Consider the following 14485-nt stretch of genomic DNA (forward strand, 5'->3'; position numbering starts at 1 on the left):
CGGCCCAGCCGTCATCAACAAGCGATTCGTGTGTCATCGCAGCGTAGAATCACACCCGATTCCGCAAGGCAATACCTATCTTAGCGCCTATGCCCTCGAGGGGGGAGATTAGCGCGCGCCGTTCGCCAAATCTCCGACATCCGGGGTCGGCCCTTGCGTTGCTCCCGTCACACGCATCGGCTATCCAACCGGCAGCCATGCAATTCAAACGGAGCCTCCCATGACCAACACCACCATTTTCAAATTCGGCGCTGTCGAGCATGCCGAGGGCGGCGACTTACCGGGCTGGATCGTTGTCGCGGGCCGGCCGACCATGCAGACCGCCGTGCAGCACACCACCGCCGACGGCAAGGTGCTGTCGGGCACCTGGCGGGCCTCGCCCGGCACTTATCACGCCACCTACACCGACTATGAGTTCGTGCACATGATCGCCGGCCGCATCATCATCACGCCCGATGGCGGCACGCCTGTCGAGGTCGGTCCGGGCGATGCGTTCGTGGTCGAAGCCGATTTCAAGGGCACCTGGCATATCCTCGAGCCGGTAACCAAGCACTTCGTCGTCAAGCTTGCTTGATCGACGTCGCCAGGGTCGCCTGATCGGCTCGTCGTCAGGCTTGCTTGATCGCGTCGTCGGCAGTTCCTGATCGGTGCCGATACACGTCGGCCGGCGCGGTTCATCGCCAGCGTCCCCCTCGCCCAGCAGGGGGAGGGGGACGTAGCGAAGCGAATATCGGTTAAGAGGGCGTCACCTCGTTCGCTTCGAACCGATGCGGATCGAAAAGCTGAGACGATGGCGTTCTGCGGAGCCTGGTCGAGAGAACGCAGGCCAGGACTGCTGCCGGGTCGCCGGCGCGTCAGCCAAGAGCGAGCGGCGCACTTCGAGAGTGCATGCCGCCCGTCCGGCGCCGGGCCGTCAATGCTGTTGTTACGAAACCCCCCAGCCCCGTCTCAACCGCCACGGCCATGGCGTGACCCATGGCTTGCTATACGCATGCAGCACCGCGGTCTGTCAACGCCGCCCGCAATGGCCGCGGGAGGTCCCTTTTGCGCCTCCCGGCCAGCTTTCCAGCCGGCCTCGCGCAAGCCATTCGCCGCTGCAAAATGCGCTTGAAATGGCGGTTTTCCGGGTGTTCCGGCCGCTCCGGAGGGGACCTTTGGCGCGACAGAGGTCGCGATCTAGGCGATTGGATGAATTTGTCTTTCGCGGCTGAAACGTTTCAGGAGCCGGATTGTAGACCTGACTTTTTTTGGGTGTATTTCCCTCACGTCAGTTTTGCACTCCAGCCGGCCCGATCGACCCGCCGGAGGGCAAGCCTCAGGGGCCGGCGTCGGCGCTCTGAGTCTCTCGGACCGACGGGCGCCGGACCATGCCGCTGACGACATAGGCCGCCGCGCCCAGCGCCGTGATCCAGAAGCTCGTCGGCCAGTCGGTCAGGAAGGCGAGCGTCAGGCTGATCCAGGCGATGATCACGGCAAGCGCGATGGACGTCAGCACGCCGGCTCCGACGCCGCTAGTAAGCCTGAGCGCGGTGGCTGCAGGCGCCACCATCAGCGCGAAGACGAGCAGCACGCCGACGATCTGCACCGCCTCGGACGTGGCGACGGCGACCAGCACCATGAACAGGGTCGAGACAAGAGTGAGCGGCACGCCGCGCGCTTCGGCGAGTTCCGGCTGCAGGCTGGCGAACAGCAGCGGCCGCGCGATCAGCAAAAGCGCGACAAGGATCGCCACCGCCAGCACCGCAAGCACGATAACGGTGCGCAGGCTGATGCCCAGCACATTGCCGAACAGCACGTTGGTCGCCTGCGAGGCGAAGGCGGTGTAGAAATGCAGAAACAGCAAGCCCAAGCCGAGCGACAGCGTCAAAACGATGCCGATGGCGACGTCGCGATGCGCGCGTTCGCCGAGCAGGCCGATGCCGATGCCGGCGGCGACGGTAAACACGGTGAGGCCGAGAAACGGCGACAGCCCGATCAGGCCGGCGCCGGTGGCGCCGGGAAAGCCGACATGGGAGAGCGCATGACCGGCGAAGGTCTGGCCCCGGAGCACGAGGAAATAGCCGACCGCGCCCGAAACGATGCCGACGATGGTGCAGGCATAGAAGGCGTTGCGCATGAATTCATAGTCAAAGATCGTGGACATGCGCCCCGCTCTCCAGTTCGACATCGTCGGCCATGACGAAGATGCGGCCGGCAACCCGCACCACATTGATATGCGTGCCATAGAGTTTCGACAGCACCGGACCGCTGATGACCTCGTCGACGGAACCGATCGCCGCCTTGCGGTTGCCGAGATAGAGCACGCGGTCGACGGCGCGCAGCAGCGGGTTGATCTCGTGCGAGCAGAACAGCACGGCAATGCCGAGCCGCTCGCCGATCTGATGCACCAGGTCGATGATCGCGCGCTGATGGCCTGCATCGAGGCTGATCAGCGGCTCGTCGAGCAGCAGCAGTTGCGGATTGCCGATCAAGGATTGCGCGATCAGGATGCGCTGGCGCTCGCCTCCGGAAAGCTCGCCCAGCGGCCGCCGCGCAAGGTCGCCGGCGCCCACCTCTTCAAGAGCCTTCCACGCCGCCTCCTTCTCGGCAGCCGATGCGACGGGCCAGCCCCAGCGATGCCCGCCGGCGGCACTCAGCACGAAGTCGAGGCCGCTGACGCCGACATCGCCAAGCGCGCGCCGCGCCTGCGGCATATAGCCGATGTCGGCGTTGCCGCGCGTCGGCGATTTGCCAAGCACCGAAATGGCGCCGCCGGCCGGTTTGATCAGGCCGAGAATGGCGCGCAGCATCGTCGTCTTGCCGGCGCCATTGGCGCCGAGCAGGCCGACAAAGGCGCCTTGCGGTAGAGAAAAGGAGACGTCGGATAAAACCCGGCGTCCCCCATAGGTCAGCGTGACCTTGTCGAATTCGATTGCGTTCATTTAGTCACATTCATTCGCAGTCACATTCATTGTGTGCGGGCGGCGAGCGCCTTCTGGACCGCGTCGATCTGGCCGCCGAACCAGGTCTGGATCGTCTGGCCCGCCGGTTCCGTCTCGGTGACGCCGATGACCGTGACCTTGTTCTGCTTGGCGATGTCGAGCAGCCTTGTCGTTGCCTCGTCGGTCACCTGCGAATTGTAGAACAGGATCTTGGCCGAGCCGTCCTTCAGGCTGTTTTCGAACGCCGCCACCTGCGTGGCGCTCGGCTCCGCATCGTTCATCAAGGCCACCTGGAAATCGTAGTTCAGCATCTTGAGACCGAGCGCTTCCGCCATGTAGCCGAAGACCGGCTCGGTAGCCGTCACCTCGGTGCCGGCATAGGTGTTCTTGACGTCGGTGATTTCCTTGTCAATGGCCTCGAGCGAGGTCTGGAATGCCTTCAGGTTCGTCTCATAATACACGGCATTGGCCGGATCGCGCTTGGCAAGGTCGGCGCTCAGCGCCTTGGCGATGGCCGGCAGCGTCGCCGGGTCGTACCACAGATGCGGGTTGTCGCCCGACTTCTTGCCGATCAGGTCGGCGGCGACGATGGTCGTGCGATCCTTGGCTGTCGAGGCCGACAGCAGCTTGTCCATCCACGGATCGTAGTCGGCGCCGTTATAGATGACGATCTTGGCGTCGGCGATGGTGCGCGCCGTCGACGGGCTGGTCTCGAACAGATGCGGATCGTCATCGGGATTGGCCAGGATGCTGGTGACGGTGACGTTGCTGCCGCCGATCTGGCGGGCAAGGTCGCCATAGAAATTCTCGGCCGCCACGATGGTCAGCTTGTCTTCGGCGCGGGCAGCCGTGCCGGTCAAAAGCGGCACCGCGACGAGCAGCGCGGCGAGAAAGGGAATGCGACGCATCCGTGGTCTCCTTGCAGTCTGAAATGTATGTCGCCGGAGAGGCGGGCTGTGTAACTGTATAACAGTAACAATATAACGTTTGCGTCGAAAATACGGCTGATGTCAATGGGCTTTTCGAGCCGCGCAGTTTTTCACGCGCACAAACCGTGAGCGGCCTGCGCCGATCAGGCGGAGCCACTCATGCGTGTCGGCTATATGCGAAAGGGCAGGCGATCGCCGGCACCGCGAGGCCGCCGCGAGCACACCGTCGTGGCGGTATCCTGATGAATTCGCGGCGGGTAAGTTCCTTGCTTGTTGCCGTCAGTTTTGCGGACGCCTTCCCTCCCACGCGTCCTGCAACAGGGCGCGGATTGCGGCGCGGTCGAAAGGCCGCGGATTCCAGTATGGGTTCCTGGTCGCGATCTCAGCGGCGCGGTCGAGATCGGCCTGCATGAGGCCGAGTTCTTTCAATGTAAGGGGCGCGCCGACCGCCTTGGCGAAATCGTGGAGACCGCCGCCCGCGCTGCCGCCAAACAAGTCGGCGACCGGCTTCAACAAGTCGGGCACCGCGACGGCGTTGAAGCCGATCGTGTGCGGCAACATCACCGCATGCGTCTCGGCATGCGGCATGTCGAAAGAGCCGCCGAGCGTATGACAGATCTTGTGATGCAGCGCCATGCCGACGGCGCCGAGCACCGTACCGCACAGCCAGGCGCCGTAAAGCGCATCGCCGCGTGCATCGATGTTTCCAGGCTCCTTGGTCAACACCGGCAGCGCCGCCGTCATGGCGTGCAATCCTTCTTTCGCCATCAGGGTGGAAATCGGATTGCGATCCTGCGCGTAAAGCGCTTCGGCCGCGTGCGCCATGGCGTTGAGTCCTGACGCGACGCTCATCGCTATCGGCAGGCCGACGGTCAGCTCTGGATCGTAGATCACCACTTCCGGCAGGATCCTTGCGTCACGCATTGTGGTTTTTTCGCCGTTCTCGGTCTGACCGAGGATCGGCGTCACCTCCGAGCCGGCATAGGTGGTCGGGATGACGATCTGCGGCAGGTCGGTGCGCCAGGCGATCGCCTTGCCGAGACCGGTGGTCGAGCCGCCGCCAAGCGCGACAACGCAGTCAGCCTTGACCTCGGTTGCCTTGGCCATTGCCGTTTGGGTTACCTCGACCGGCGTGTGCATGGCGGCGCCCGAAAAGATGCCGGCCGCCAGCGCGCCGAGGGACTTGGCAAGCGCCTCGCCGTCGGCAGCCCGATGCGGCGTCGACAGCACCAGCGCGCGCTTGCAGCCGAGTTTTTCGATCCAGGTGCCCACCTCGGACGACGCGCCATTGCCGAAGACAATATGCGCAGGGCTGCCGGAGTAGGTGAACGTCCTTGTCATGCCGATCCGCTCCCTTTGCATATTGTCACTGTGACGGAGCCGAAATCGAGCGACCAGCTCTCGCCGCCGGCGACATCGTTTGCGTCGTCACCGTCTCGCAAGCGGGGCCTGATCTCTCCCGCGTACTCGCAAACGTATCGCCTTGACCACAAAAACGTCAAAAAAGTATCAGTGAGGTGGACACACCGTGGTGGCGGCTGCATGAATTGCCGCCTAAGCTTCGATCACTGCAGAGAGCGGCAAACGCGGCCTGCGGGAGATGGCACTGCAACTGGTCGCATGACCGGACCGGCGCCGGGAGGAACTGACATGAATCCGGACTTGGAAGTCGTCCAGATCAGACGCGGCGAGTCGTTCAAGGCCTGGGCCCACGGCTACCCCTTCCACACGGTGCGCTGGCACTTCCACCCCGAATACGAAATCCATCACGTCGTCGCCACCACGGGCCATTATTTCGTCGGTGACTTCATCGGCGAGTTCGAGCCCGGCAACCTCGTGCTCACCGGCCCGAACCTGCCGCACAACTGGGTCAGCGACGTGCCGGCAGGCGCCAGCGTGCCGCTGCGCGGCCGCGTCGTGCAGTTCTCGCAAGAGTTCATTGCCGACGCCACCGCCGCGTTGCCGGAACTTGCCGGTTGTGAAAACATTCTCGAGCTCAGCCGCCGCGGCGCGCTGTTCTCCACCGCTACCGCCAAGCTCGCCGCACCTGTGCTGGCCGAACTGGTCGAAGCGCAAGGCGTTCGCCGCATCGCTTTGTTCATGGAACTGATCGATATTCTGAGCCGCGCCGCCGATGTGCGGACGCTCACCAGCGCCAGCTATCTGCCGGATCCCTCAGGCTTCATGTCGGCCGGCGTCAACAAGGCGCTTGCCTATATCAACGCCAACCTGACCGAGCCGTTCAGCGAAAGCGATCTGGCGGCGATCGCCGGCCGCAGCCCGAGCGCGTTTTCGCGCAGCTTCCGCCGCCATACCGGCATGGCGCTGGTGCAGTATGTCAACCGGTTGCGCATCAACCTTGCCTGCCAGTTGCTGATGAGCGAGGCCGACATGCCGATCACCGAGATCTGCTACGCCGCCGGCTACAACAACATCTCGAATTTCAACCGCCAGTTCCTGACCCAGAAAGGCATGTCGCCTTCGCGCTTCAGGGCCCTGCTGGCGGAAAACGTCAGCGCGGAGATTGCCGCCTAACAGGGAGGACCGGGAGGAGCCTAGACATTTACTGAGGTAAGAACGCGGGGTGCGTTGGAGGCGCCCCGTGCTGGAGATCGCTTGTCCCGAAATCCAGAGATATCAAGAGGATGCGCAGCACGGATCAAGTGCTCCGTTGTTCCTCGCAACAGCCGACTGCAGTCAAGGCCCGGCGCCATGTGGTGTCCAAGGCTTCATGAAACCATTCCTTGAAACGGAGCTATCGAAATGACCAGATTTGCCTGGAAATCGACGGGAGCCATCGCGCTCACTCTTTCTCTTCTTGGCGGCACCGCTGCCTTTGCCGCCCCGGTTACCGACGCCACGGTCGCCTTCTTGATGCCCGACCAGGCCTCGACGCGCTACGAGCAGCACGACTATCCCGGCTTCGTCGCCGAGATGAAAAAACTCTGCCCCGGCTGCAAGGTGATCTACCAGAACGCCGATGCCGACGCCTCGCGCCAGCAGCAGCAGTTCAACTCGGTGATCTCGCAAGGCGCCAAGGCGATCGTGCTCGACCCTGTCGACTCGACCGCCGCCGCCTCGCTGGTCAAGCTGGCGCAGAGCCAAGGCGTCAAGGTCATCGCGTATGATCGCCCGATCCCGACCGCACCTGCCGACTTCTACGTCTCGTTCAACAATGAAGGCATCGGCAAGGCCATTGCCGACTCGCTCGTCGAACACCTCAAGGCGCTGAAGGTCGACCCCGCCAGCGGCGGCCTGCTGCAGATCAACGGATCGCCGACCGACGCGGCCGCCGGGCTGATCAAGAAGGGCATCCATTCCAGCCTCGACAACAGCGGCTACAAGATCCTTGCCGAATACGACACGCCGGAATGGGCGCCGCCGAAGGCGCAGCAATGGGCAAGCGGCCAGATCACCCGCTTCTCCACGCAGATCGTCGGCGTCGTTGCGGCCAATGACGGCACCGGTGGTGGCGCCATCGCCGCCTTCAAGGCCGCCGGTGTCGATCCGGTGCCGCCGGTGACCGGCAACGATGCGACCATCGCCGCCCTGCAGCTGATCATCGCCGGCGACCAGTACAACACCATCTCCAAGCCGAGCGAGATCGTTGCGGCGGCTGCAGCCAACGTCGCCGTCCAGCTTCTGTCGGGCGAGACGCCGAAGGCCGAAATGACCCTCTACGACACCCCGTCGCAGCTGTTCACGCCGGCGGTGGTGATGCAGGAAAACCTCAAGGCCGAGATCATCGACAAGAAGATCAACACCGCCGAAGAGCTTTGCGTCGACCGCTATGCCGAAGGCTGCAAGAAGCTCGGCATCACAAAGTGACAATGCAGGTCGCCCCAAAAGTGCGCAGCGGTTTTGGGATAACGACATGCATAAAAGGATGACCTAGAATCCTGATCCTGCTTTCCGGCCGCCCTTGCGGCGGCCGGAAGTTCGCAGTCACTCTTGACCGCCCATCCGGAAAGGTTTGCCACCATGTCTGACATCTCTGACGGACCGGTTTCGGCAGGCGAGCTGGTGCTCAGCCTGCGCGGCATCTCGAAGAATTTCGGCGCCGTTTCGGCGCTCACCGATATCGATCTCGATGTCCATGCCGGCGAGGTGGTGGCGCTGGTCGGCGACAATGGCGCCGGCAAGTCGACGCTGGTCAAGATTCTGGCCGGCGTCCACCAGCCGAGCTCGGGCACCATCAATTTCCGCGGCAGGCAAGTGACGATGCCCGACCCGAGCGCCGCGCTGACGCTCGGCATCGCCACCGTCTTCCAGGATCTCGCACTGTGCGAAAACCTCGACGTCGTCGCCAACATCTTTCTAGGCAAGGAGATCAACCCGCTGCGGCTGGACGAGGTGGCGATGGAAATTCGCGCCTGGACGCTGCTCAACGAATTGTCGGCGCGTATTCCAAGCGTCCGCGAGGCGGTCGCCTCGCTGTCCGGCGGCCAGCGCCAGACCGTGGCGATCGCCCGCTCGCTGCTGCTCGACCCCAAGGTCATCCTGCTCGACGAGCCGACCGCCGCTCTTGGCGTCGCCCAGACGGCGGAAGTGCTGAACCTCATCGACCGGGTGCGCGAGCGTGGGCTCGGCGTGCTGATGATCAGTCACAATATGGAGGACGTGCGCGCCGTCGCCGACCGCATCGTCGTGCTCAGGCTCGGCCGCAACAACGGCGTCTTCGAACCCGACGCCTCGAACCAGGAACTGGTCAGCGCCATCACCGGCGCCGCCAACAATGCAGTGTCGCGCCGCGCCGAACGGCGCAAGGCCGCCGAACAAGCGCACAACCAGGAGCAGCGGCCATGAGCGCGGAGCCCAAGCAGGACACCTCTTCGTCGACGGCGCTCGACCGCAGCGACGTCCGCGTCAAGCACCAGGCCGGCGTCGGTGGCGCCATCAGCGCCTTCTTCGACCGCGTCCGCTCCGGCGACCTCGGCTCGTTGCCGGTCATCGTCGGCCTGGTCATCATCTGGAGCGTGTTCACCGCGCTCAACCCGGTGTTCGTTTCGTCAAGCAACCTCGTTAATCTGTTGTTCGACTGCTCGACCGTCGGCGTCATCGCGCTCGGCATAGTCTTCGTGCTGATGGTCGGCGAGATCGACCTGTCGGTCGGCTCGATCAGCGGCTTTGCCTCGGCCATGGTGGGCACGCTGTGGGTCAACCAGGGCTGGCCGGTGGCGCTCGCCATCCTCGCCGCGATTGCCGTCGGCGGTTTCATCGGCGCGCTCTATGCCTTGCTGTTCAACCGGCTCGGCATGCCGAGTTTCGTCTCGACGCTGGCCGGCTTGCTCGCCGTGCTGGGCCTGCAGCTGTATATTCTGGGCTCCACCGGCTCGATCAATCTGCCCTATGGCTCGAACCTGGTGAATTTCGGCCAGTTGCTGGTCATGCCGGACTGGCTGTCCTATGCACTGGCGGCATTGCCCGGCATCGTCATGCTGATCACCGGCCTGCGCACCGTCAGCCGCCGCCGGGCCGTCAATTTGTCGGCGCCGTCTGTCGGCGGCCTCATCGTGCGCGTCGCCGCCCTGACCATCCTGCTAGAACTGATCGTCGGTTATCTCAACCAGGCGCGCGGCATACCGTGGATGTTCGGCCTGTTCGTCGGCCTGGTGGTGGCGATGAACTATGCGCTGACCCGCACCCAATGGGGCCGCTCGATGACCGCCGTCGGCGGCAACCGCGAAGCGGCGCGCCGGGCCGGCATCAAGGTGCGCTCGATCTACCTCAGCGCCTTCGTCATGTGCTCGATGTTTGCCGCCCTCGGCGGCGTCCTGTCGGCGGCGCGGCTGGCCTCCGCCAGCCAGCAGGCCGGCACCGGCGACGTCAACCTCAACGCCATTGCGGCGGCGGTCATAGGCGGCACCAGCCTGTTTGGCGGCCGTGGCAGCGCCTATTCCGCGCTGCTCGGCATCATCGTCATCCAGTCGATCGCCAGCGGGCTGACCTTGCTCGATCTGTCATCGTCGCTTCGCTACATGATCACCGGCGCCGTTCTGGCAATTGCGGTCATCGTCGACTCCCTGGCACGCCGCTCGCGGGTTTCCCACGGCCGAGCCTGAACCAACAGAGAATACGAGGATAGAAGAATGGCTCAGGATTTGAGTGGAAAAGTCGCGGCGATCACCGGCGCCGCGTCGGGCATAGGCCTGGAATGCGCGAGAGCGCTGATTGCCGCCGGCGTTCGCGTTGTGCTCGTCGATCGCGCCGAAGACGCGCTGAAAAGCGTCTGCACCGAACTCGGTCCCAACGCGATCCCGCTGGTGATCGATCTGATGAAGCCGGCCAGCGTCGCGACGATGATGCCGCAAATCCTGGACAAGGCAGGCCAGCTCGATATCTTCCACGCCAATGCCGGCGCCTATGTCGGCGGCCCGGTGCTCGAAGGCGACCCGGATGCCTGGGACCGCATGCTGAACCTCAACATCAATGCGGTCTTTCGTTCCATCCACGCCGTGCTGCCGCATATGGTCGAACGCAAGACCGGCGACATCATCGTCACGTCTTCGATCGCCGGACTGGTGCCCGTGGTCTGGGAGCCGATCTACACAGCGTCGAAACACGCCGTGCAGGCCTTCGTCCATACGGTGCGCCGCCAGGTCGCCCCGCACGGCCTGCGCGTCGGCGCGGTGCAGCCGGGGCCGGTGGTGACAGCGCTGATCAGCGATTGGCCGAAGGACAAGCTCGAGGATGAACTGGCCAAGGGCGGCCTGATTCAGCCGGTCGAGGTCGCCGAAGCCGTGCTGTTCATGCTGACGCGGCCAAGGAACGTCACCATCAGGGATCTGGTGATCCTGCCGCAGAGCAATGATTTGTGAGGCAGTAGGCGTTAGGCCTTAGGCGTTAGGCAGCAGGGAATGGGGAGAGGCTCTTGCAACTGACCATTCACTGCCGACCATCTCGCCTACTGCCTACTGCCTAACTTCTGAGGTTTCCCATGTCCCACTTCCTCGGCATCGACGTCGGCACTGGCAGTGCCAGGGCGGGGGTGTTCGACAGCAAGGGCACCATGCTTGCCTCGGCGAAGCGCGACATCGCTCTGTTCATCGAGCCCGGCGAAATCGCCGAACAGTCGAGCGAGGACATCTGGCGCGCGGTTTGCGCCAGCGTGCGCGAGGCGGTGACGGAGTCGGGGCTTGCCGGGCGCGACATTGCCGGCATTGGCTTCGACGCCACCTGTTCGCTGGTCGTGGTCGGCCAGGATGGCGCGCCGTTGCCGGCCGGCAGTTCCGGCGACAGCCAGCGCAACATCATCGTCTGGATGGATCACCGCGCGCTCGACCAGGCGCAGCGCATCAATGCCGGCAAGCACGCCGTGCTCGACTATGTCGGCGGCACCATTTCGCCGGAAATGGAAACGCCGAAGCTGCTGTGGCTGCGCGAGAACCTGCCCGCCACCTTCGATGCGGCCGAGCATTTCTTCGACCTGACGGACTATCTGACCTGGCGCTCAACCGGCAGCCTGGCGCGCTCGATCTGCACGCTGACCTGCAAATGGACCTATCTCGGTCATGAGCGGCGCTGGGACGATGCCTATTTCCGTGCCATCGGCCTCGGCGCGCTCGCCGATGAAGGCTTTGCCCGCATCGGCACCGAAATCGTCGAGGGTGGCACGGCACTTGCCCAAGGCCTCACTGAGGCCGCCGCGGCCGATCTCGGCCTGCTGCCGGGAACGCCGGTTGCGGCCGGCCTGATCGATGCCCATGCCGGCGGCGTCGGCACGGTTGGCGGGCAGGGCTCGGTCGGCACCTTGCAGTCGCGCATGGCCTATGTGTTCGGCACTTCGGCCTGCACCATGGCCAGCACCAGCGAGCCGGCCTTCGTGCCCGGCGTCTGGGGTCCGTATTTTTCCTCGATGGTGCCGGGGCTTTGGCTCAATGAAGGCGGGCAATCGGCGGCGGGTGCTGCAATCGACCACCTCGTCGCTTTCCATCCGGCCACGGCTGAGGCATCCGCAAAAGCCAAGGCGGAAGGTCTCGGCCTGACCGCTTGGCTTGGTCAGCAGGCGGCGAAACAGTCCGCCGACCTGTCCGCAGTAGCGCACCTAGCCGATGGACTGCATGTCGTGCCGGAATTCCTCGGCAACCGCTCGCCCTTCGCCGATCCCGAGTCCAAGGCCCTGATCGCCGGGCTTGGCATGGACACGTCCCTCGACAGTCTGGTCGCGCTCTATGTCGCCGGCCTGCTGGGCATCGGCTACGGCGTTCGCCAGATCCTGGCGGCGATGGCCAAAAAAGGCATTGCCATCGACACTATCGTCGTCAGCGGCGGTGCGGCGCAAAGCGAGCTGGTACGTCAGCTTTTGGCCGACACCACAGGCCTGACCGTCGCCGGTTCGACCTCGCTCGAACCGGTGCTGCTCGGCTCAGCCATATTGGCTGCGGTGGCGGCGCAAAAATTTCCCGATGTGATCGCGGCGATGACCGGCATGTCGCGCATCGGCGACATCTATCGCCCGGCCGGTGGCGACCTCGTGCCCTGGCACGACAAGCGCTTCGCCGCCTTCGAATTGCTGCAGCAGGCAGGCCGCGCCATCCGCGATTGAACGGCTTAGCTCACGTCCAGAAATAGCGGACGATGTGGAAGAACACCGGTGCGGCGAAGACCAGGCTGTCGGCGCGGTCCATCATGCCGCCGTGGCCCTCGATCAGGTGACCCCAGTCCTTGACGCCTTGGTCGCGCTTGATCGCCGACGCCACCAGCCCGCCGAGGAACCCCATCAGGCAGGCGATGAAGGCGACGCCTGCCGCCGCCAGCGGCGAGAACGGCGTCAGGAACGACAGCAGCGCGCCGAGAAGGCTCGATGCCACCAGCCCGCCGACCAGCCCTTCCCAGGTCTTCGAGGGCGAGACGGAGGGCGACAGAAGATGCCTGCCGAACAGCTTGCCGAAAATGTATTGCAGCACGTCGCTGCCTTGCACGGTGATGATCAGGAAGGCGATGAGCAGGAGGTTGCGGCCCTCGAAACCGGGCACGTTGAGGGTCAGCAGCGCCGGCACATGGCTGACGCAGTAGACCGAGATCATGACCGCCCATTGCTGCGCGGACACGCGCTCGAGGAAGCGCTCGGTGTCGCCGTTGAGCGCGGTGACCGCCGGCATCAAGAGGAAGCAGTAGACGGGGATGAAAATGGTGAAGAGCCCGTACCAGGCGGTCCACACCAGCCAGTACTGGAAGGGAATGATGATGCCGAACATGCCGAGCAGCACCCAGTGGTCGCTGCGCCGGCTGTGCGTCAGCGTCACGAACTCGCGCAGCGCGGCAAACGAGATCAGCGCAAACAGGATGGTCATGCCGGTGCGGCCGAAGAAGAAGGCGACGGTGATCGCCAGCACCATCACCCACCAGGCGTTGATGCGCTGGTTCAAGTTGACGAGCGTCGAGGGCAGCGGCTTCGGCGCCCGCCATGAGAGGATACCGGCAACGATGCTCGCCATGGTCAGCACGCAGATCAGGCCGGCCAGCAGGATGACGGTTTCATGCATTGGCGGCAGTGTCATACGAAGTCTCTTTGCCTGGTCATGCTAGTGGTCCCGATCGGGACGCGGGTTGAGCGACAGCAGCGTCTGGCGCGCGCGCTCGAGGAAGGTGCGGCGTTCTTCGCCGGGCGCGATCGCCACCGGCGGACCGAAGACGACGCGGCACAGAAGCGGCACCGGCAGGAACTGGCCCTTGGGCAGCACGCGCGACATGTTCTCGATCCAGCACGGGATGAGTTCGACATCGGGCCGCGCCATCGACAGATTGTAGAGGCCGGAGCGGAACGGCAGCAGATCCGCCTCCGTCGTGTTGCGAGTGCCTTCGGGAAACAGGATCAGCGAGTGGCCGTCGTCGAGCACCGACAGCATGATCGAGATCGGGTGTTGCGTTTCGTCGGTCCACTGCCGGTGGATGAGCACGGACGACAGCATGTCCTGCGCGATGAAGCGGCGCAGCCGCGACTTGCCCCAATATTCGGCCGCCGCGATCGCATGGGTCCGGGCGCGCACCTTCTCACTCAGACAGGCCGACAGCAGGATGAAATCACCATGGCTGGCATGGTTGGCGAAGTAGATGCGCTGCCGCTCCGACGGCTGGCTGCCGTTCCAGATTGGTCTGACGCCGGTTACCACCCAGGCCGCCGCCGACAGGCCGACCGACGTCACCGTCTGCAGCAAGGTGAAGGTGTTGGCGCGCAGGTGAAGTTTTGTCATGGCTCAAACAAATGCTGCGAAAAGGGATGCCGCAGCAAACATGGCGAGCGCCATGCGCTGCCTTGTCAGCAGGCGGCGCGTGCCTGCCATGCGATGGTCGAGCGAGCGGCCGCCGGCAGTGGTGGATTTCAGGCGCATGCGCGTCAGCACATCGTCGACCGCGGCACCGCCGGCGGCCTCGCTGGCGTGGCTGGCCATCAGCCGGAACAGCAGGGCATCGAACAAAAGCAAGGCCGAAAGTGCCAGCGTGGCCACGGCGCTCGCCGCCGCGACCAGCCAGGCCGCCGCCGACAGCGCTGTCGTCTGCGGCCCGGCCACCAGGCCGATGACCGGCGCTGCCATCACAGCCGCCACCACGAGCAGGATCGGCCACACCGCCCGCACCATCAGTCCGGCGGCGAATATTTCGGCGTTCTCGGGAAAATTCTCGCCACTCATGCCG

The 14485-nt window shown here is 64.5% G+C and carries 14 protein-coding genes; 7 read left to right on the forward strand and 7 right to left on the reverse strand.

Translation table 11 applies throughout. From position 1 onward, the window contains the following. Positions 1–220 precede the first annotated feature (220 nt). Positions 221–574, forward strand: a complete 354-nt coding sequence (locus NKJ58_RS11485) for a cupin domain-containing protein (RefSeq protein WP_023685453.1) — start codon at positions 221–223, stop codon at positions 572–574. Between the two features lie 741 nt (positions 575–1315). Here NKJ58_RS11485 and NKJ58_RS11490 read toward each other — a convergent pair. The 4 genes from NKJ58_RS11490 to NKJ58_RS11505 form a co-directional block, all read right to left on the reverse strand. After that, a complete protein-coding gene (locus NKJ58_RS11490; RefSeq protein ID WP_023685454.1) occupies positions 1316–2143 on the reverse strand; it encodes a metal ABC transporter permease in 828 nt (275 codons plus the stop codon). Then, entirely contained in the window at positions 2127–2921 is a 795-nt protein-coding gene (locus NKJ58_RS11495; RefSeq protein WP_023685455.1) for a metal ABC transporter ATP-binding protein, read from the reverse strand. The genes NKJ58_RS11490 and NKJ58_RS11495 overlap by 17 nt, the downstream gene beginning before the upstream one ends. Positions 2922–2947: 26 nt before the next feature. Continuing rightward, positions 2948–3829 (reverse strand): metal ABC transporter solute-binding protein, Zn/Mn family, encoded by an 882-nt coding sequence (locus NKJ58_RS11500; RefSeq protein WP_023712495.1) that lies wholly within the window; start codon positions 3827–3829, stop codon positions 2948–2950. Positions 3830–4129: 300 nt separating this feature from the next. Continuing rightward, positions 4130–5191: a maleylacetate reductase gene (locus tag NKJ58_RS11505; protein WP_352519854.1), complete on the reverse strand. Its 1062-nt coding sequence runs from the start codon at positions 5189–5191 to the stop codon at positions 4130–4132. 309 nt (positions 5192–5500) lie between these two features. Between NKJ58_RS11505 and NKJ58_RS11510 the strand changes: the two genes are divergently transcribed. The 6 genes from NKJ58_RS11510 to NKJ58_RS11535 all read left to right on the forward strand — a co-directional run bounded on the left by NKJ58_RS11510 (position 5501) and on the right by NKJ58_RS11535 (position 12395). Continuing rightward, positions 5501–6385 (forward strand): AraC family transcriptional regulator, encoded by an 885-nt coding sequence (locus NKJ58_RS11510; protein WP_023702911.1) that lies wholly within the window; start codon positions 5501–5503, stop codon positions 6383–6385. Positions 6386–6613: 228 nt separating this feature from the next. Then, positions 6614–7678, forward strand: coding sequence for an ABC transporter substrate-binding protein (locus tag NKJ58_RS11515; RefSeq protein WP_352853137.1), 1065 nt, complete (start codon positions 6614–6616; stop codon positions 7676–7678). Positions 7679–7831: 153 nt separating this feature from the next. Further along, a complete protein-coding gene (locus NKJ58_RS11520) occupies positions 7832–8656 on the forward strand; it encodes an ATP-binding cassette domain-containing protein (protein WP_023688990.1) in 825 nt (274 codons plus the stop codon). Beyond that, on the forward strand, positions 8653–9912 hold the full coding sequence (locus NKJ58_RS11525) for a sugar ABC transporter permease (protein WP_023688989.1): 1260 nt from the start codon (positions 8653–8655) through the stop codon (positions 9910–9912). The genes NKJ58_RS11520 and NKJ58_RS11525 overlap by 4 nt, the downstream gene beginning before the upstream one ends. A gap of 27 nt (positions 9913–9939) precedes the next feature. Beyond that, the gene (locus NKJ58_RS11530; protein ID WP_023688988.1) at positions 9940–10668 is read left to right on the forward strand and encodes an SDR family oxidoreductase; all 729 of its coding nucleotides are present in this window, start codon (positions 9940–9942) and stop codon (positions 10666–10668) included. A gap of 119 nt (positions 10669–10787) precedes the next feature. Further along, the gene (locus NKJ58_RS11535) at positions 10788–12395 is read left to right on the forward strand and encodes an FGGY-family carbohydrate kinase (protein ID WP_352519856.1); all 1608 of its coding nucleotides are present in this window, start codon (positions 10788–10790) and stop codon (positions 12393–12395) included. A 10-nt stretch (positions 12396–12405) separates the two neighbouring features. Here the strand turns inward: NKJ58_RS11535 and NKJ58_RS11540 are convergent, their stop codons facing one another. Genes NKJ58_RS11540 through NKJ58_RS11550 form a run of 3 tightly spaced genes read right to left on the reverse strand, consistent with a single transcriptional unit; the run spans position 12406 to position 14481 of the window. Next, positions 12406–13335, reverse strand: coding sequence for a phosphatidate cytidylyltransferase (locus NKJ58_RS11540; RefSeq protein ID WP_027048767.1), 930 nt, complete (start codon positions 13333–13335; stop codon positions 12406–12408). A gap of 39 nt (positions 13336–13374) precedes the next feature. After that, entirely contained in the window at positions 13375–14043 is a 669-nt protein-coding gene (locus NKJ58_RS11545; protein ID WP_023672504.1) for a lysophospholipid acyltransferase family protein, read from the reverse strand. A 3-nt stretch (positions 14044–14046) separates the two neighbouring features. Continuing rightward, positions 14047–14481 (reverse strand): hypothetical protein, encoded by a 435-nt coding sequence (locus NKJ58_RS11550; RefSeq protein ID WP_352519857.1) that lies wholly within the window; start codon positions 14479–14481, stop codon positions 14047–14049. Positions 14482–14485: the final 4 nt, after the last annotated feature.

Origin of the sequence: Mesorhizobium sp. M0139, from assembly GCF_040322455.1 — a bacterium.
GTDB lineage: Bacteria > Pseudomonadota > Alphaproteobacteria > Rhizobiales > Rhizobiaceae > Mesorhizobium.